Source organism: Levilactobacillus parabrevis (genome assembly GCF_044051715.1).
In the GTDB taxonomy this organism is placed as follows: domain Bacteria; phylum Bacillota; class Bacilli; order Lactobacillales; family Lactobacillaceae; genus Levilactobacillus; species Levilactobacillus parabrevis.
This window is the reverse complement of the sequence record NZ_CP168688.1, coordinates 577,140-595,391: the sequence shown is the minus strand read 5'-3', so window position 1 is coordinate 595,391 and position 18,252 is coordinate 577,140. Positions and strand designations below refer to the sequence as shown.

The 18,252-nt window shown below is 51.1% G+C and carries 17 protein-coding genes; 8 read left to right on the top strand and 9 right to left on the bottom strand.

Features of this window, described 5'->3' with window-relative positions:
• Nucleotides 1–203 precede the first annotated feature (203 nt).
• Nucleotides 204–1,322: an ROK family transcriptional regulator gene (locus ACEPSU_RS02880; protein WP_395322750.1), complete on the top strand. Its 1,119-nt coding sequence runs from the start codon at nt 204–206 to the stop codon at nt 1,320–1,322.
• Between the two features lie 85 nt (nt 1,323–1,407).
• Here the strand turns inward: ACEPSU_RS02880 and ACEPSU_RS02875 are convergent, their stop codons facing one another.
• The 3 genes from ACEPSU_RS02875 to ACEPSU_RS02865 are packed head-to-tail and all read right to left on the bottom strand — an operon-like array spanning nt 1,408 to nt 3,252.
• Complete coding sequence (locus ACEPSU_RS02875) at nt 1,408–2,181, bottom strand: hypothetical protein (RefSeq protein ID WP_395322749.1); 774 nt, start codon at nt 2,179–2,181, stop codon at nt 1,408–1,410.
• Entirely contained in the window at nt 2,174–2,884 is a 711-nt protein-coding gene (locus ACEPSU_RS02870) for an ATP-binding cassette domain-containing protein (protein ID WP_395322748.1), read from the bottom strand. Before ACEPSU_RS02870 ends, ACEPSU_RS02875 begins: the two co-directional genes overlap by 8 nt.
• Nucleotides 2,881–3,252 carry a GntR family transcriptional regulator gene (locus ACEPSU_RS02865; RefSeq protein ID WP_395322747.1) on the bottom strand — a complete coding sequence of 124 codons (372 nt, stop codon included), beginning with the start codon at nt 3,250–3,252 and terminating at the stop codon, nt 2,881–2,883. Before ACEPSU_RS02865 ends, ACEPSU_RS02870 begins: the two co-directional genes overlap by 4 nt.
• Nucleotides 3,253–3,404: 152 nt before the next feature.
• Here ACEPSU_RS02865 and ACEPSU_RS02860 point away from each other — a divergent pair, with 152 nt between their 5' ends.
• Nucleotides 3,405–4,121 carry a sulfite exporter TauE/SafE family protein gene (locus tag ACEPSU_RS02860; RefSeq protein WP_395322746.1) on the top strand — a complete coding sequence of 239 codons (717 nt, stop codon included), beginning with the start codon at nt 3,405–3,407 and terminating at the stop codon, nt 4,119–4,121.
• Nucleotides 4,122–4,215: 94 nt separating this feature from the next.
• On the opposite strand, the gene ACEPSU_RS02855 is transcribed toward ACEPSU_RS02860, so the two are convergent.
• On the bottom strand, nt 4,216–4,887 hold the full coding sequence (locus ACEPSU_RS02855) for a hypothetical protein (protein ID WP_395322745.1): 672 nt from the start codon (nt 4,885–4,887) through the stop codon (nt 4,216–4,218).
• Nucleotides 4,888–5,075: 188 nt separating this feature from the next.
• On the opposite strand from ACEPSU_RS02855, the gene uidA reads away from it, so the two are divergent.
• Nucleotides 5,076–6,887, top strand: a complete 1,812-nt coding sequence (uidA, locus tag ACEPSU_RS02850) for a beta-glucuronidase (protein ID WP_395323525.1) — start codon at nt 5,076–5,078, stop codon at nt 6,885–6,887.
• Between the two features lie 97 nt (nt 6,888–6,984).
• Here the strand turns inward: uidA and ACEPSU_RS02845 are convergent, their stop codons facing one another.
• The 3 genes from ACEPSU_RS02845 to argF all read right to left on the bottom strand — a co-directional run bounded on the left by ACEPSU_RS02845 (nt 6,985) and on the right by argF (nt 11,130).
• Nucleotides 6,985–8,538, bottom strand: a complete 1,554-nt coding sequence (locus ACEPSU_RS02845) for a YfcC family protein (RefSeq protein WP_395322743.1) — start codon at nt 8,536–8,538, stop codon at nt 6,985–6,987.
• Nucleotides 8,539–9,189: 651 nt separating this feature from the next.
• Nucleotides 9,190–10,116: a carbamate kinase gene (gene arcC, locus ACEPSU_RS02840; RefSeq protein WP_395322742.1), complete on the bottom strand. Its 927-nt coding sequence runs from the start codon at nt 10,114–10,116 to the stop codon at nt 9,190–9,192.
• 15 nt (nt 10,117–10,131) lie between these two features.
• The gene (gene argF, locus ACEPSU_RS02835; RefSeq protein WP_395322741.1) at nt 10,132–11,130 is read right to left on the bottom strand and encodes an ornithine carbamoyltransferase; all 999 of its coding nucleotides are present in this window, start codon (nt 11,128–11,130) and stop codon (nt 10,132–10,134) included.
• Nucleotides 11,131–11,761: 631 nt separating this feature from the next.
• On the opposite strand from argF, the gene ACEPSU_RS02830 reads away from it, so the two are divergent.
• The 5 genes from ACEPSU_RS02830 to ACEPSU_RS02810 all read left to right on the top strand — a co-directional run bounded on the left by ACEPSU_RS02830 (nt 11,762) and on the right by ACEPSU_RS02810 (nt 16,707).
• The gene (locus ACEPSU_RS02830; RefSeq protein WP_395322740.1) at nt 11,762–13,060 is read left to right on the top strand and encodes a sensor histidine kinase; all 1,299 of its coding nucleotides are present in this window, start codon (nt 11,762–11,764) and stop codon (nt 13,058–13,060) included.
• Nucleotides 13,057–13,887 (top strand): DNA-binding domain-containing protein, encoded by an 831-nt coding sequence (locus tag ACEPSU_RS02825; RefSeq protein WP_395322739.1) that lies wholly within the window; start codon nt 13,057–13,059, stop codon nt 13,885–13,887. Before ACEPSU_RS02830 ends, ACEPSU_RS02825 begins: the two co-directional genes overlap by 4 nt.
• Nucleotides 13,888–14,081: 194 nt before the next feature.
• Entirely contained in the window at nt 14,082–14,453 is a 372-nt protein-coding gene (locus tag ACEPSU_RS02820; protein ID WP_395322738.1) for a cupredoxin domain-containing protein, read from the top strand.
• Nucleotides 14,454–14,494: 41 nt separating this feature from the next.
• Nucleotides 14,495–14,776 (top strand): cupredoxin domain-containing protein, encoded by a 282-nt coding sequence (locus tag ACEPSU_RS02815; protein ID WP_395322737.1) that lies wholly within the window; start codon nt 14,495–14,497, stop codon nt 14,774–14,776.
• Nucleotides 14,773–16,707, top strand: coding sequence for a copper-translocating P-type ATPase (locus ACEPSU_RS02810; protein WP_395323521.1), 1,935 nt, complete (start codon nt 14,773–14,775; stop codon nt 16,705–16,707). Before ACEPSU_RS02815 ends, ACEPSU_RS02810 begins: the two co-directional genes overlap by 4 nt.
• Before the next feature lie 241 nt (nt 16,708–16,948).
• On the opposite strand, the gene ACEPSU_RS02805 is transcribed toward ACEPSU_RS02810, so the two are convergent.
• Both ACEPSU_RS02805 and ACEPSU_RS02800 read right to left on the bottom strand, forming a co-directional pair.
• Nucleotides 16,949–17,425 carry a glutathione peroxidase gene (locus tag ACEPSU_RS02805; protein ID WP_395322735.1) on the bottom strand — a complete coding sequence of 159 codons (477 nt, stop codon included), beginning with the start codon at nt 17,423–17,425 and terminating at the stop codon, nt 16,949–16,951.
• A gap of 68 nt (nt 17,426–17,493) precedes the next feature.
• Nucleotides 17,494–17,991 carry an isochorismatase family protein gene (locus tag ACEPSU_RS02800; RefSeq protein ID WP_395322734.1) on the bottom strand — a complete coding sequence of 166 codons (498 nt, stop codon included), beginning with the start codon at nt 17,989–17,991 and terminating at the stop codon, nt 17,494–17,496.
• Nucleotides 17,992–18,252: the final 261 nt, after the last annotated feature.

The following is an 18,252-nucleotide window of genomic DNA, read 5'->3' as shown; positions in this document are numbered from 1 at the left end:
TGTGTAAAATCAATTTGCCTCTGTGAAATTTTCACTTATCTATCTTCCTGAGTTCGGAACCTCGCCGACAGCCATCCCAGCCACTAATCACGAGCCTTGTCTGCATTTCTTTGGTAGCGCTTACTTAATTGTGGCAAGTCACTTTCTATTTCGTCTAAATGTGCTACACTAAAGTCATTCAATCATTCAGAAGGGAGCCCACCATGCGCACAAGTAATATGCAATCCATTCAACGTTCCAACTACTCGAATATTTACCATCTGCTGTATGACAATGACAAGCTTTCCAAGCAGGACATCGCGGACCAATTGAATCTCAGCTTGCCCACGGTCAGCTCCAATCTCCAAAAACTAACCGAACGACACCTGATCATTAAGAGTGGCCAATTAAAATCACTGATTGGGCGGCGCGCGACCGCCTACGCCATCGACCCCAATGTTAGCCTGAGCGTCGGTGTCGAGATTTTTCGAAATTACGCAACGATTGCCGTTTTGAATCTTCGTAATGAGGTTCTCGACATTCACACGACTAATCTTCCTTTTGCCAATGACGACCAGTATGCCCAGGCACTCAGCCAACAACTGCTGGCTTTTCTACGAACCAAGGGCTTCAGTTTGACTCAGATCAGCGGCGTGGGAATCGGAATTCAAGGCCTGATTTCCAACGATGGTACGACGATTCTTTATGGTAAGATTCTCGATTGCACTGGGATGAAGACCGATAACTTCGGCCAGTACCTCCCCTTCCCAGTGACTTTCTACCATGACGCGGACTGCGTTGCCGTGGCCGAATACGCAAATCAGCCGACCGATGGTATTTTCCTGTCGATCAGCGAGCACATCGGGACCGCCATCATTATTAACGGAAAAGTCTTCAAAAGCCCCAGCGGTCGGAGCGGCACGATGGAACACATCACGTTAAACTCCACCGATGGCCCCATCTGCTACTGCGGCCGCCGTGGTTGCATTGAAACCTACTGTTCCGTCAGTTCTCTGCTCCAAGCAAACGAGGATCTCGGTACATTTTTTGCGGACCTCCATCATCACGATAAGCAGATTGAACAACGCTTCGAAACCTACCTCAATTACTTGTCGGAAGCCATCTACAATCTCCACATGTTTGTTGACCTCCCTATCGTCATTGCCGGTGAGTTAACGAAGTACCTCAGCGAAGCCAATATCACGGCTCTAAAACACCGATTGGGCAAACTATCCGTCTTTCCCGAAACACCAGGATACCTGAAGCGCGGAACCGTCGTTGACCACGCAGTCGCTATTGGGGCAGCAATTCCAGCCACTCAAGAACTCTTACAAAACATCTAAATGAACACACAAAAACACCGAGGAACCGTGCTAATTTAAGCACGGTTCTTCGGTGTTCACTTTATTTCGGATTCAAATGAGACGTTTAGTTCGCAACCGTCTCCACCCAGCGCTTCATCAGGAAAACGCTGATTAAGGACTCTAATGCGGCCACGACCAGCATCCCAATCAGTGGAATCACCATGTTCGTCAGCCCTTGGACGTTAAGGGTTGTCATGACCTGATTGAGCTGGGCGAACAAGAAGACACCCACGCGCATCACCAGTAGAATCACCACAATATACAGGATAGCATCCACGACCCGCTTGCCCGCAGCTGGCAGGAAGTTATTCGTGGCACTAACTGTCAAGTGGATCAGCGTGACCGTCGTCAGCGCGAGGACAAAGACCGTTAGCACCAGCAACGTCACGGTCAACCCAATTTGCGTAATATCCCCGGCACTGATGTCCAAGGGGTGACTCATGGTCAGTCCCCCCAGTTCACTACGGATTTTACGCCAAGCAACCGCGAGGCCAATCAAGTGCAAGCCGACTTGTAACAGGATTAGGTACAGGAACATGACCAGCGAAGACGCTAAATTTGCCACATAAAAAGTGACGTTCTTAGCCGGAATCAAACGGTACGTGTCCCGCGTGAAAGCCATCTCGGCTTGCCGGGCAATCAGGACAAATCCCACGATGTAGACCAAGCCAGACCAGCCGCTCACAGCTCCCAGAAAGTTCATCTGCGACATGTGACCCGAAACCAACGTCCAGATGAGGCTGACTGCAATCGCCGCCAGCTCAATCAACATTAACTGGTTAACCGCCGAAAACTTACTACGGTTGAACACCTTAAATAATTTGCCAAAATTAGTCATTGTCATTACCCCTCTCGTACAGGCTCTCATAGTAAGCCTCAATCCCAATATGGAATTCCGTCCGCACCTCATCGGCCTGCCGGTGCGCGTAAATGGTCTGATCCTTAACAACTACGATTTCATCCAGAATCGGTGCAATCTCAGAAACGTAGTGGTCACTAATCACCATCGTCGCGTTCTCCGGTTTCCACTGGATAATACTGTTGATAATCTTCTTACGGCTCATGCTGTCGATACCGCTGAAGGGTTCATCCAATAAATAGAGGTTTGTCCGCCGTGCTAATGTCAGGGCAATGACTAACTTTTCCTTCATCCCCTTGGACAATGCCGCTAGCTTGAGGCTGGTATCAATCTGTAAGAATGTCGCTAGCTCCGTGAAACGGTCCGCTTCAAAGTCACCGTAGACCGTTTCATAAAAATCAACGATCCGGGTCAACTTCGTGTTACCCGCGAACCCGCGGAGCTGTTCGGAGAAGCTGACGTTGCGTTTTCGGTCAGCCTCGGCACTCTCACCGCTCACGGTGATAACGCCCGCGCCCTTAGCACTCCCCGTAATCAGGCGCATCAGGGTCGTCTTCCCGGCACCATTTTCGCCAAGTAGCCCAACAATCTTTCCGGGAGCCAGCGTCAAATTGGCATCGTGCAAGATTGTTTTCATCCCGCGTTTATAGGTCACATTTTGAATTTCCAAACTGTCAGTCATTTGTTTTGCCCCCTTTGTTCAATATACTGTTGCACGCTCGTTAAAATTTCTTCATCGCTGAGATTCAAGGCGTGTAGCTGCTGGTAGACATGCGCTAGTTGCGTCGTCACCAGTTGTGTTTTTAAGTCTGTGATTTTTGTCGTTTCCATCGTGACAAAATTCCCCCTACCGCGTTTGGATTCAATGATTCCGGCCGCAATCATTTCACTTAATGCCCGCTGAACCGTGTTGACATTGGCCGTGACGTCTACTGCCAATTGCCGAACGGACGGCAACTTTTCCCCTGGTTGCAGTGTACCCGTGATGATTTCGTGGTAAATATGATTCTTGATTTGATAATAAATCGGAATCTTATCATCGAAATGCATATCTGCCGCCTCCCTAGTGTTATATTTTACTATTACACTATAACATCAATCGTATTAGCTGGCAACCCTCATGCCTGAATTCGTTCACGCGTTGACATCTCCCCGGCAATCGCCCACACTGAGACTAAGTGAATTTTAAGGAGATTTGATCAATGACCTGGCTACTCATAATTTTATTCGGTTTTCTCGCCGGCATGGTTCAAGGCCTGACCGGCTTCGGCGCAGCCATCATGATGATGATTTTTCTGCCCAGCATTCTACCGATTGCGGAGAGTGCCGGTGTGGCCTCGCTGATCATGGTGGCCAGCGTCCTAACGTTGGTTCTGCGCTACCGCCACGATATTCACATCAAGCGGATCATCATCCCTTTCCTGGTCTACGCCAGCGTGGCGGCCTGGTCGGTTCACCTCGTCCGGGTCCTCGACGTCCACCTGCTACGCATGCTTCTTGGTGGCCTGCTGATTGCGCTGTCCCTCTACTTTACATTTAATAAAAAAGCCGGGACCAAGCCCTATCCGTGGCTGATCGCCGGTGTCTTCATGATTATCTCAGGCTTCTTCAACGGCCTCTTCGGCATCGGCGGCCCGCTGATGGCCCTGTACTTTCTCTCACTCGCCAACACTACCGGTGAATATATTGGAAATATCCAAACTTTTTTCTTGATTGACACCGTCTACATCACCACACTGCGGGTGTTCAACGGGATTCTAACGACCAGCCTGATTCCCTATATTCTGGTCGGGATGGTCGGCGCCATCATTGGAACGGTGATTGCCGCGCGCCTGCTGAACCATCTGAATATCGGCACCGTGAAACGGTATATCTACGTCTTTATTGGGGTAAGCGGAATTTATTACTTGCTGTTTTAAAGAGAAATCCAGACGAATATGAGATTTTCTAAAACTAAAAACAAACGGTCACCCCAGCAAACTGAGGTGACCGTTTATCTTTACCACAACCTATTTAGCTTAACCAACCATCCATCTCAAACTTCTTCATCTGAATGATCTCACCAGCTGTTTCGGTCAATACCTGTGTCGTTGCAGCATCCGTATCAGTTACCGTCTGCCGATCAAACTCGGCGGTCAATTTGGTCAGGCGCGCCTCATCACTGAAGAGATACGGTAATGCCTTTTGCTGCAGCAACAACAACCACAGATTTACATCCGCCGCCGTCAGTTGATGACTGTCGACATTCTGAGCTAGAGCGTCAGCGACGTGGGTCCGGCTGACCGCCGTTGGTTCATAGATGATGTGCGGTTTCAAATTATTCTGGAAGACGACCTTCTCCACCCGGCCGTCCCGCTCCAGCTCACCACCGATACCGTCATAGATTTCATTAACAATGTTCCAGCTCGTGACGACTTTCAACACCGACTTAAGCTGGGCATCCTGTTGCAGATCATTTTGCAGCCGGCTCTTGAGCTCGTCTAAGTATTGCGGGAGTGCCGCCAATTTAGCTTGGTCAGCAATCTTCATTTCACCCGCGGTCACGGTCAGGACATCCTGGTCACGTAAATCCAGTAACGTGGCTAAAACCAGGTAGGCTTGGGTGGTAAAACGGGTTCGTAGCATCGGCTTCTTGCCAATTCTTTCAGTTAATAAGAGATAATTCTTTGCGGTCGTCAGTGACATTCGGGCATCCTCCTTGAAGATTTCACGGTATATTGCTTACATTTTGTTAGTATAGCACACCCATTAGTATACTGTAACAACTCGAACGGGCTCTCAGTTGTAAGCGCTGTCGGTGCGTGCTATTCTAACCTTGCAGTATCCTAACTCTTCACTAACCCCACATTGATAGCCAAAGGAGATTATAATCTATGCTCTATCCCGTCAGCAATTCTGACCGCACCGTCCTCGACCTCGACGGCACCTGGAAATTCAAGGTCGAAGACGAACAACACCCGGTCGATGTCACCCAGCCCCTCGCCACCACCACACTCATGGCCGTTCCAGCCTCATTCAACGACCAAACGGTGGACCCCAAGATTCGCCAACACGATGGCTTTTTCTGGTACGAACGTGATTTTACCATCATGCACGTCCTTCAAGACCAGCGGCTCGTTTTACGCTTTGGTTCCGTCACCCACGAGGCTTGGGTCTTCGTCAACGGCACCGAAATTACCCATCACAAGGGCGGTTTCACTCCATTTGAGGTCATTCTAAATAACCACCTCATCCCCGGCAAGAACCGTCTGACCGTCAAAGTCAGCAACCTTCTCGACCACACGACCCTGCCCGTCGGCAACTATCACGAAACGACCGACGCCGATGGCCGGGTGACCCATCACGTCGATGAGAACTTCGACTTCTTTAACTACGCCGGCATCCACCGCCCGGTTAAGATTTACACGACACCCCAGCACTTCATCAGTGACGTGACCATCGTCCCTACGGTAGATTTCACTACCGGAACGGCTACGGTGACGGTCACTTCAACCGGTGAGGGGCTCGACCTGACAACGACCATCTGCGATGCCACCGGCCAAGTCGTGGCGACCGTCGACCCAACCACCCACACGGCAACTGTCCCACACGCCCATCTCTGGCAGCCCGGCAACGCCTATCTCTATACGGCGCATGTGTCCGGAACTATTGCTGGTACGATCATTGACCAGTACGACGAGCCGTTCGGCATCCGCACGGTCGAGGTCAAAGCTGGCCAATTTCTGATTAACAATCAACCGTTCTACTTCAAGGGATTCGGTAAGCACGAGGACACCTACGTCAACGGCAAGGGGCTCAACCAAGCCTACAACGTTCTCGACATCAACCTCATGAAGCAGATGGGTGCCAACTCCTTTCGCACCTCACACTACCCTTACTCGGATGAAATGATGCGGCTGTGCGACCGCGAAGGCATCGTAGTCATCGACGAAACACCCGCGGTCGGGCTAATGACCCGTTTTGATTTCAATATGAATGCCGTCGTTCAGCCCGACTTCAATGACGGCACCTGGACCAAAATGAAGACCGAACCGGCTCACCGTCAGGTCATTCACGAAATGATCGACCGCGATAAGAATCACGCCTGTGTCGTCATGTGGTCAATCGCCAATGAAGCCGCCAACTACTCGCTGGGGGCCCACGAATACTTCGCGCCACTCTTCAAGCTAGCGCGCCAGTTAGATCCCCAGAAGCGGCCCTTAACCTACGTGGGTGAGATTCAAGCGTCACCCGCCGCCGATAAATCATCCGACCTGGTCGACGTGCTGGCTCTCAACCGCTACTACGGTTGGTACCTCGATACCGGCGACCTGTCAGCCGCCGAGACTCACCTCCGCGCAGAATTACAGGCGTGGCAAAAACTGTATCCCGACAAACCAATCATGTTCACCGAGTATGGCGCCGATACCATTGCCGGCGTCCACAGCGCTTACGGCGAACCATTCTCCGAGGAATATCAGACCGATTACTACCGGACCTACAGTAAAGTCTTCGATGAGATCCCGAACTTCGTGGGTGAACAGCTCTGGAACTTCGCCGACTTTCAAACGAAATTCGGCATTCAGCGGGTACAAGGCAACAAGAAGGGGATCTTCACCCGGGCCCGCGAACCCAAACAGGCTGTGCGTTACCTCTCTGAGCGCTGGCGTAACATTCCTGATTTTGGCTACAAATCTAAAAACTAACTTGTCTAATCCAACCTAAATAGCCGCCAGCCCCTGTCGCTGAAATGCGATGGGGCTGGCGGCTATTTGTTAACTTTTCAATTTTAGCTCACTAAACTCAACTGACCAGCACTTCTGCCACCAGGATGGCGCCACCGAAGACCAGCACGAAGACGACGACTGGCCAAACAAACTTGAACCAGTGCGAATACTTCATGTCCAGCATCTGCAGGGTTGCCATCACCAGACCAGTTGGCGCCAGGAAGAGCATCGCATACTGACCGAATTGGTAGGCCGTAACCACGGCGAACCGTGGAATATCAACCGTATCGGCTAACGGTGCGAAGATTGGCATTGCCAGCACGGCTAAACCAGATGAGGATGGCACGATGAACCCGAGCACGAAGAAGATCAGCATCAGAATCAGGATGAAGACCGATCCACTCACGTGTGCCACCAGTGTTGAGGAATACTGGAGAATCGTGTCGGAGATGAGGCCTTCGTTCATGACCAGGTTAATCCCCCGGGCAAGTCCAATGATCAACGAGACCCCGACCAGGCTCGCAGACCCGTTGGTAAAGGCATCCACGACACCCTTTTCACCGATCCCGTATTTACCAGTCGCTGTCAGGAACATGATAATAATGGCAAATGCCAGGAAGGATGACGCCATGGTTGGGAACCACCAGCCCTGAGACATCACGCCCCAGACCATGATGGGGAACGTCACCACGAACAGAATCAGGATTAATTTCTTCCGGAAGGTAAACTCGCTGCCCTCTTCACTGTCGCCGGAAGCTACCGACCACATCTTGTTAAACGACGTACGGTCCTCGTAGGTGTAGGAGAAGGCCGGCGTGTTCTTCACCTTCTTACTGTACCAGTGCAGGTACCAGATGACGAAGACGGAAGCCACAATCAGCCCGACGATCCGCCAAACGATTCCCTCCGTAAAGTTGATGCCGGCCGCGTTGGACGCAATCACCACGGAGAACGGATTAATCGTGGAGAACGATGTCCCGACCGAACTCGCCAGGAAGATGGCCCCCACACAGACGATGGAATCGTAGCCCATCGCAATGAAGATCGGCACCAGAATCGGGTAGAAGGCCACGGCCTCCTCTTCAATCCCACAGAGCGTTCCTCCTAAGATCATGAGGACGGCCACCATGAAGATCAACATAAATTCGTGACCCTTCGTCTTCTTGGTCAACGCCAGCAGGCCGGCTTCAAACGCCCCGCTGGCTTTAACCACACCGATGAGTCCTCCTAACACGAAGATGAAGACCATGATATCCACGGCTTCGATGGTCCCACGCACCATACTACTGGTGATGGCGCCCAAGCCCGCCGGATGTTGTTTCAACCGTTGATAAGTATTGGGAATCGAGACGGCCTGGGTAATCCCGCCTGAGGTAAATTCCTTGATCTGAATCTTGACACCCAGCTTATCCAGTTGTTCCTGAGTGGCCGCCACCTTTTCCGTCTTCCCCGAAGGCTTAGTGATGACCAACGACGAGCTGGACGATTCGTAAGCAAGCTTGGAATAGGACCCCGCAGGAATCATCCAGGTCGCCATCACGGCAACGATTGTTAAGATGAATAAGATCACAAACGCGCCGGGCATTCGCAGCTTGAACTTCTTTTTAGGTTGTTGTGCTGGTGTATCCATGTTTCCACCCCTTTGCTCTTAGTTGACTTCTGTCCTTGCTTTTAAACAATTCCGAAAACTGTGCGCAGCTTCCGCCTGCTGTGGGGACGCTCCAGCCAAAGTACGGGCTTCCACTCGACTTGAAGCCACGAAAGTCACGTGTCTCCAAGCTCGCCCATGGTATTGGCTAGCAAGCATGCCAGCCAATACCATTACCACTGCCGGCTGCATTCCTGGCCTCCTCCGGCTACTACTTTTGAACAATTTAAAATTGACTTAATCCACAATTAACCATAGTCACTACAAGTTGGCATCAACTATCGCAACGCCGTGGTACCAATGGGCAGGCACCGTTTGGGCTCTAAGCCAACGTAAGCCGTGAGGGCGGCGTAAATTGGCTCAGCCGTGGGAATCACCTAAGTGGCATGCCACTTAGGTGATTGGTGGGTTTGAAACTCGCTTCTCAGAGGTTCAAATCCAAGCCTAAAGACCGCTCTATGGCTTTAGGCGTCCGCCCACGCGTTCCAGCCAATTTACGCTGCCCGGTAAGGCGATAGCAAACTTTGTTCCAACCAAACGTCATACCAAAACGCGGTCCCAAGAACGGGTGCTACGCCAACATCCCTTGGACCGCGCTCTATGTGTCTGCCAAATTATAAGTGGTGTTCTAACTTACTTAATCAGTGTGCCGACCTTTCCAGCCAACGCATCGTCCAGCCGGTCCAGTGACGTGATCAGGGCCGTTCGGTTGTTGCCCGAAGCGACAAAGTCTAAGCAGGCTTCGATCTTGGGTAACATACTCCCCGGTGCAAATTGGCCCTCGTCAATGTAGCGCTTGGCATCCGCCGCTGTTAACTCGCGGAGTACATCTTCATCCGGTTTTCCGTAATTGACGTACACGGCATCGACTGCCGTTAAGATAATCAGCTGTTCCGCCGCGATGTTTGCCGCTAGTAAAGCACTGGAGCGGTCCTTGTCGATAACCGCTGGCACACCCTTCAAACCAGCTGGGGTCTTGACCACGGGAACCCCGCCGCCACCGCCGGCAATCACGAGGTTGTCGTTTTCAATCAAGTCGTTAATACTCTTGAGTTCAATGATCGACTTGGGCTGTGGTGAAGGGACCACTTGGCGATACCCACGGCCCGCGTCTTCAACGAAGGTGTAGCCCTTTTCGGCCACGATGCGATCGGCATCTTCCTTGCTGTAGAACGCGCCGACTGGCTTAGTAGGGTGCTGGAACGCCGCGTCACTTTCATCAACTTCGACTTGAGTGACGACCGACGCCACATCCTTCACAATTCCCCGTTGGTGGAGTTCATTCTGCAAACTCTGCTGGAGGTGATAGCCAATATAGCCTTGGCTCATCGCCCCACACTCAGGGAAAGGGAATGCCGCCGTCTGCCCGTGTTCCGCCGCGTAATTCATCCCCAGGTTGATGGCCCCAACTTGCGGACCATTCCCGTGACTGATGACAACCTTGTGACCGGCCGCCACGAGACCAACCAGTGACGTTGCGGTGTGTTTAACCAATTGCAACTGTTCTTCCGGTGATTTTCCCAGGGCGTTTCCACCGAGGGCCACAACAATTTTTGCCATTTGCTCGTCCCCCGTTTATTCGCCTAAGGTCGCAACCATCACTGCTTTGATGGTGTGCATCCGGTTTTCGGCTTCTTGGAAGACCACCGATGCGTCGCTTTCGAAGACTTCATCGGTAACTTCCATTTCGGTAATCCCAAACTTATCAGCAATCTCCTTACCTACCTTGGTTTCCGTATCATGGAAGGATGGTAGGCAGTGTTCAAAGATACAGTTTGGATTGCCGGTCTTGGCCATCATTTCACTGGTGATCCGGTAGGGTGAAAGTAACTTGATCCGTTCCGTCCAGACTTCATCTGGTTCACCCATTGATACCCAAACGTCGGTGTAGAGCACGTCAGACCCCTTAACCCCCTGGTCCACATCGTCGGTGATAAAGATAGTTGCGCCCGTCTTTTCTGCGATGGCTTCAACCTTAGCCAACAGTTCTGGTGAAGGGTTCAGTTCTTGTGGGCAGACCAGATGGTAGGTCATCCCCATGATTGCGGCACCGATCATCAGCGCGTTGGCCACGTTGTTTCGGCCGTCACCCACGTATGTAAAGTGGATTTGGTTGTATGGTTTCTTGAGGATTTCCTTAGCTGTTAGGAAATCCGCCAAAACTTGCGTTGGATGGTCTTCATCAGTCAGACCGTTCCAAACGGGGACGCCTGAGTATTCAGCCAGCGTTTCCACGGTCCGTTGGGAGAAGCCCCGGTATTCAATACCGTCAAACATCCCGCCTAACACGCGCGCCGTATCCTTGGCTGACTCTTTCTTACCCATTTGTGTACCGGAAGGGCCGAGGTAAGTCACGTGGGCCCCTTGATCGTAGGCCCCAACTTCAAATGCACAACGGGTCCGAGTCGAGTTCTTTTCAAAAATCAAAGCGATGTTCTTACCCTTCAACTTTTGCTGTTCCGTGCCCGCATACTTGGCATTCTTGAGATCTTCAGCCAGCTGTAACAGGAAACCCATTTCCTTAGGGGTGTAGTCCAATAAAGTGAGAAAACTCCGATTCCGCAAATTGTACATTGTTAATTCCTCCTTTGTTATTTACAATGACAGTATATGTAATCGGTTTCGCGAAACTTCAAGAAGCTTCAAGTCGTCGGGAAAATACTTTTTTTATTATATTGGCACGTTCTCAATCACAGACAATCGTTAGCGATTCAAGCCACCGCAAGTGCTGTTGTGTCAGGTGTTAAGGTCCTCTTTACCCCTTAGCTCACTCACACACCAGCCTTGCTTGAATCACGCTAAGGAATAAAAAAGATTATCAAGATCATCACTATTCGTCACTTACAGCAAATTTATAAAAGTGATTCCCTCTGCGAAGTTAACCAGGTACGTTACACTGAACAAAGATTGCTTGGTACTGACTGCCAAATCAGTTTAGCCGGAGGAGGCCCAAAATGCAGTCAGCTGTGACGACGCTGTTAGACCAGGCGATTTTTCCTGGCCTTACAGCGTGGGACGCACTTGAAGATGCACGAACTTTGCAGCTTCAAGTCGAGGAGAAAGACCGCACTGTGGCTTTCTCCGTTCCCCACAGCAGACGGAATTTTGGGCAGCCGCAGGCGAACCCGCACTGTTTTCAGGTCAAAGTAATCATACATATATTTGCAACGTCCATTGTCCATAATAAGTTAGGAGTTATTTCAAGATGTTGAAACAATCCCGCTTCATTAGTCACGAACGTTACCGGCGGATTCTCATTGCCGCCATCTGCATCGCCCTGGCCTCACAGGTCAACTTCACCGCCTACACCCCCGGCTTTATCCTGACGTTATCGGCGCTGTTACTGCCGATCTTTCTCTACTTTAACGGTGACCTGAATCCGATCCACTTGACGGTCGCCATCGCTGGCGCCTCGCCCATCTTTCGGGGAATCCTGTTATTCATTGGCAATGATGTCAGCCGTACCGACAATCTGCGCTACGTGGCAGCCGACATGGCCTTCTACGTCTGTTACGGTGTGCTGTATTACTGGCTATATTGGCGCAAGGGTCAGCGAAACAATAGCTCCTTTCTACTGACGATCATCGTCTGTGACTACCTCGCTAACTTGCTGGAAGTCAGCATTTTAACCGGGTTCACTGATTACCACTACCGATTATTTCAATTGCTATTCGTCACCGCACTCTTGCGTAGCCTGCTCAGCTGCTGTCTCGCCTTTCTCTACCACCACTTCACGCTTCTCGTCCGCGATGAGGACCACGAACAGCAGTACTACCACTTCATCTGGGTGGCATCGGTCGTGAAAAGTGAGGTCTACTTCATGCGTAAAAATATTACGGAGATTGAAAACGTCATGAAGAACGCCTACCTGTTGAACAAACAACTCCAAAGCGCCGACGTCACCCCCGCACAACGTGAAATGGCCCTGGACATCGCCCGCGACGTTCACGAAATCAAGAAGGACTACCAAAACGTCATCTGCGGGCTGGGTAGTTCCTTTGGTAACGATCAAGCGACCCCCATGCAACTGGCCGACATTCTGCGCGTGACCACTCGCTACATTCGTGAAGCCCTCAAAGATGAACAACGGGGTGTCGTTATCGACACCCACAGTCACGTCGATATCGTCATCCCCAACCACTACTACGTGGTCTCAATTCTCTCCAATCTGATCTTCAATAGCGCCGATGCCATGCTCGACCAGACCAACGGCTACATCCGCATCACGGTCGCCGACGCCGGTCCCAACGTCATCATTACCGTCAGTGATAACGGCTCCGGCATGGACGAAGAGACTCAGGCCATGATTTTCCAGCCGGGCTTCAGTACTAAGTTCGACGAGAACACCGGGAACGTTTACCGGGGCATCGGCCTCTCGCACGTCAAAATTATCGTTCAGGAACAATTTGACGGCGATATTCAGGTCCATTCACAGCTCGGCAAAGGGACTAATTTTGAAATTACGCTCAACAAACAACGACTCGCACAGGAGGTTTCCGCATGAAATTCTACATTGTCGACGATGACCCCGCTATCCCAATGATGCTACGCCGGATTCTCGAACAGGACGCTAACAACAGCGTGATTGGCGTCGCCGCCAACGCTCAGAAGGCGATCGCCGATATCATGATCCAACACGTCGATATTGTCCTGGTTGACCTGTTGATGCCCGGCATGTCCGGGATTGAACTGGTTGAAAAGCTCAAACACCTCCATCCCGATCTCCGTTTCATCATGATTTCCCAGGTTAAGGACGACGAGCTACGGGCTGAGGCCTATCAGGCGGGCATCGAATTCTTCATCGACAAGCCAATCAACCTGATCGAAGTCAAGACGGTCGTGGAAAAGGTCGCCCAAAGCATCCAGATGGCCGCCAAGCTCAACGCCGTGCAGTCGCTGGTTGGCGGTATTCCCACGGCGACTCCGACCGTGGACCCCCATCAGGCGCAAAAGGCTAAAATCCTGTCAATTCTACGCTTTCTGGGCATCACCTCGGAGGCCGGTTCCGCCGACATTCTAGCCATCACCCAGATCATGATTGACCAGCAATTGAGTTTTCGTGAGATTGATTTCAACGTGGCCTACCACATTGACGACCGCGAGAAGAAGATCGTCTTTCAGCGCGTTCGACGCGCCATAAAGACCGGCCTGACTAACCTCGCTCACCTCTGCCTCGACGACATGGGCGACGAGATCGTCGTAGAATACGCTAACACGCTGTATGAATATAAGAACGTCCGGAGTGAAATGCTGTACCTGGAGGGCGAACGCAGCACCCGGGGAAAGATTTCCCTCAAACGTTTCTTCGATGGTCTGGTCCAAGAAATCTAACGCCTACTTCATTTCAAATTCAAACACCGACGTCACAGTCCACTTCTTCCAAGTGGCTGTGGCGTTTTTTGTCAGTCATCAACGACAGAATATGATCTAAAGCTATTTTTTCGTTGACAAATGTAAACGATAGTCTTATGCTATTTACACCGATTACGTTTGTAAACACAAAAGAAAGTCAGGTCTAATTAGCTATGGATAAACTCTTCGTTACAATTGGCGCCGTGATTGCGATTAGCTTCATCGCTTGGTGGTTCTTCGGTAAGCACACCACCGCAACGGTCGACGCAGCGGTCACTCACGATAAACAGGACGTCGACGTTTCCGTCAGTGGTGGCTACACCCCAAGCACCGTCGTTCTCAAGCGCGGGATTCCCGCTCAGATCACATTTAACCGCAAGGATCCCTCGAACTGTCTGGAACAGGTCGTCTTCCCCGACTTCGGTATCAACGAGTTCTTGCCTAAGGACGAAAATCACGCCGTTACCATCGATACCAGCACCCCCGGTGAATACGAGTACGCTTGCGGAATGAACATGTTCCACGGCAAGGTCATCATCAAATAACTATCACTTATCACGCACACAACCCTATTGGAGGTCATCTTATGACGAAAACAAATACCACACAAAAGGCGACCGTCACCGTTGACGGTGGCTACCAACCCGACACGATCGTTTTGAAACAAGGCGTGCCAGCCACGCTCACGTTTAACCGCATCAACGACGCTGGCTGTCTGGATCAGGTTCAGCTTCCCGACTTCAACGTCTTAGCCGATTTGCCACTGAACCAACCACAGGAAATCACCATTGATACCAGCCACGCCGGCACCTATAAGTTTGCCTGCGGTATGGATATGTTCCGCGGAAAGGTGGTTATCGAACCATGAGCATCAAGAATCGTTTCGTTTTCTCACTGATTCTTTCTCTACCTATGCTGATTGAAATGGTGGCAGCCCCCTTTGGCTTTACGCTCCCTGGCGGCGCCTGGACGATGTTTCTCCTGACGACCGGGGTCATGGCCGTCTCCGCCCGGCCATTTATCCAAAGCGCTTGGGCTGCCTTCCGTCATCATCATGCCAACATGGACACACTAGTCGCTATTGGTACCGCAACGGCCTACCTCTATAGTGTCTACGCAATGCTTACAGGCAGAGCCGTCTTCTATGAGAGTGCCGCCTTCGTCATCACCTTCATCCTTCTCGGACAATACTTCGAGGAAAAGATGAAGCATTCCGCCTCAGGGGCCGTCGAAAAGTTGATCGGTCTCCAAGCCAAGAGTGCCGACGTGCTCCGTGACGGTCAGTTCACTAAGGTCCCTCTGAGTGCCGTTGTGGTCGGCGATACAATTCGCGTAAGACCCGGTGAAAAGGTCGCCGTTGATGGCACCATCGCCGATGGCCACTCAAGCATCGATGAATCCATGGTGACTGGAGAAAGTATGCCCGTGACCAAACAAGCTGGTGACCACGTCATTGGTGCCACCATCAACGGTACAGGAACCTTTACGTTTACTGCCAGCAAAGTCGGTGACGACACTCTGTTGGCTCAGATCGTCGAAATGGTCAAGAAGGCCCAGACCAGTCACGCACCCATTCAAAAGACTGTAGACCGGGTCGCAGACATCTTCGTCCCCGCTGTCCTGATTGCCGCCATCCTTACCTTCACCGTCTGGTACGTTCTGTTGGGCGCCAGCCTCGTGAATGCCATGTTATTCGCCGTTTCGGTCATTATTATCGCCTGCCCTTGTGCACTAGGAATCGCCACCCCGACGGCATTGATGGTCGGTACTGGTCGTAGCGCTAAGATGGGTATTCTCATCAAAAACGGTGAAGTCCTCGAAGCAGCCAATAAGATCAAAACCGTCGTGTTCGACAAGACCGGCACCATCACCGAGGGCCATCCCCAAGTCACCGACATTGTGGGGGGACCTGAAGTCCTTCAAGTGGCCGCCAATCTGGAGGTTGCCTCCGAACATCCTCTGGCTACCGCGGTTCTGGACAAGGCCCACGACACTGGTCTTACCCCCGTCGCCGCAACTGATTTCCAAGCCATTCAGGGCAAGGGTGTGCAAGCCACAGTCGACGGTCAATCCGCCTTTATCGGTAATGACAAACTTCTCGACAACTACACGCTTACGCCAGAACTGACGCAACAAATGACCCAGTTACAAAACGCCGCTAAAACGGTCGTCATCGTCGGCCAAGCTGACCAGGTCATTGGCCTGATTGCCATTCAGGACGCCCCTAAACTTAGCTCAGCAGGTGCCATCGCAGCGCTCAAAGCACGCGGCTTACGAACGGTAATGTTGACTGGTGACAATGACCGGGTAGCACGGGCCATTGCTGACCAAGTCGGCATCGACGAAGTCATCGCCAATGTTCTTCCCGGTGACAAAGCCGCTGCCATCACGCGACTACAAGCAGATGGTCCCGTTGCCTTCGCGGGTGACGGTATCAACGATGCACCAGCTTTGACGACCGCCGATGTCGGTATCGCCATGGGTTCTGGTACCGATATTGCCATCGAAGCCGGTGGTATTGTTCTGGTTAAGAATGATTTGCAGGACGTGGTGCGCGCGCTTGAGCTCAGTCAAAAGACATTCAGCCGTATCAAGTTGAATCTCTTCTGGGCATTCATCTACAATACGCTGGGAATTCCCGTGGCTGCCGGACTCTTCGCCGCCCTCGGGCTCGTTCTCAGTCCAGAGCTTGCTGGCCTGGGTATGGCGTTCAGCTCATTCTCCGTGGTCGCCAGCTCCCTACTTCTGAACAAGTCGAAGCTCACGTCTACCGCCGCACCAATCGCTAAGGTAGCCTAAGGAGGTCTAACCATGACTGAAAAATTCTGGCAAAAAGAGACCTGGACCACCATTGCAATTGCATTAGTTTACGTGATTGCAGCAGTTGGTATTGGTTCCCTAATTGCACATTAATTTAGACAAAAATCGTGTTGCCTAGCGGGTAAACCTATCCGGTAAGCAACACGATTTTTTTATGCATTTTTAAAAATTATTGATTTATTTCTCAGTCTGAATAATGTGTACACTTGACTGACAATCGTTAGTCAGTCGCCCCCAGCGCCTGAACGATGGCGTCTTCCATACTCTCTGGCTTCGTGATCGGTGCGTAGCGGTCAATCAACTGGCCGTCTCGACCAACCAAGAATTTGGTAAAATTCCACTTGATTCGACCATGACCGGCGGTAGCTTTGAGGTAGGTAAATAACGGATCTTCATCCTCACCATTCACGCGAACTTGCTTGGTCATCGGAAAAGTCACGCCGTAATGTAGCTGGCAAAAGTCACTCGTCGCTTCGTCGGAGTCCAGTTCTTGATGAAATTGATTCGACGGCAATCCCAGGACTTCCAGGCCCTGATCATGATACCGGTTATACAACGCCTCGATACCCACTAGTTGCGGTGCTAACCCACACTTGCTGGCGGTATTCACGATTAGGACGACCTTCCCCCGGTAATCAGCGAAGTTAATGGCTTGGCCACTCATCTCAATTTCGGAAAAATCATAGATCGTTGTCATTAGAAAACTTCCCTTCTCGAAACCGTTGTGCATAACTCAATTATACACTAACTAGTTTTGAGAGACAGCTATTCCGCCGCCGGGTAGACAGTTGCAAAGCTACCATTCCAGATGCCCTCATGGTGCTTGCGAATCATGGCCGCACTGAGCTCCGGCGTATCAAAGGTGGTACTCATGCCAGCCGTCGTAATCATATCAAAGCCACGGTCGTGACCGACCCGAAACGCCGTATCCACGCAGTACTCCGTCTGTAAACCACAGACTTCCACGCTTTCAGCCAGAATATGATGCAACCGATCCGCTAACCCCGTCTCGTAAAAAGAATCCGTATGGTACTTCAGGAATACGGTATCATCGGCCTGGCGGTGAAGTCGTGTGTCGAGGCGCCAGGCATCGCTGCCGTAAGTCATTTCATCATCAGTATGCTGCATAAAGATTACCGGCCGCTCCTCGTCATGATAGATATCGAGACGCTCGTTGATGCGATCCACCAGCGCGGTATACCCCGAGGCCTGGCTCAGCCCATTCTGAACATCGATTACTAACAGTACATCTGCTTGTGGCATGGTTGTCATCCTTTCAGTACTCAGTTGCTTTGAGTGTAGCACGAACGCCTTAAAAATTCTCCTTATACTTATTACTAATGTAAAAATCGCCGTTTCAGTCTCATCTTTTTTCGAAATCATCAAAAAAATCGTCTGTACCCGGCAAAGGGATGCAGACGACAGTGATTCAACACATTAATGATTTTTTGTTTTTATCAATCATACTTGAAGGAATTCAATTTTTTCACTTTTCTTCCAGTATACTTGAAGAATTCAGAAACA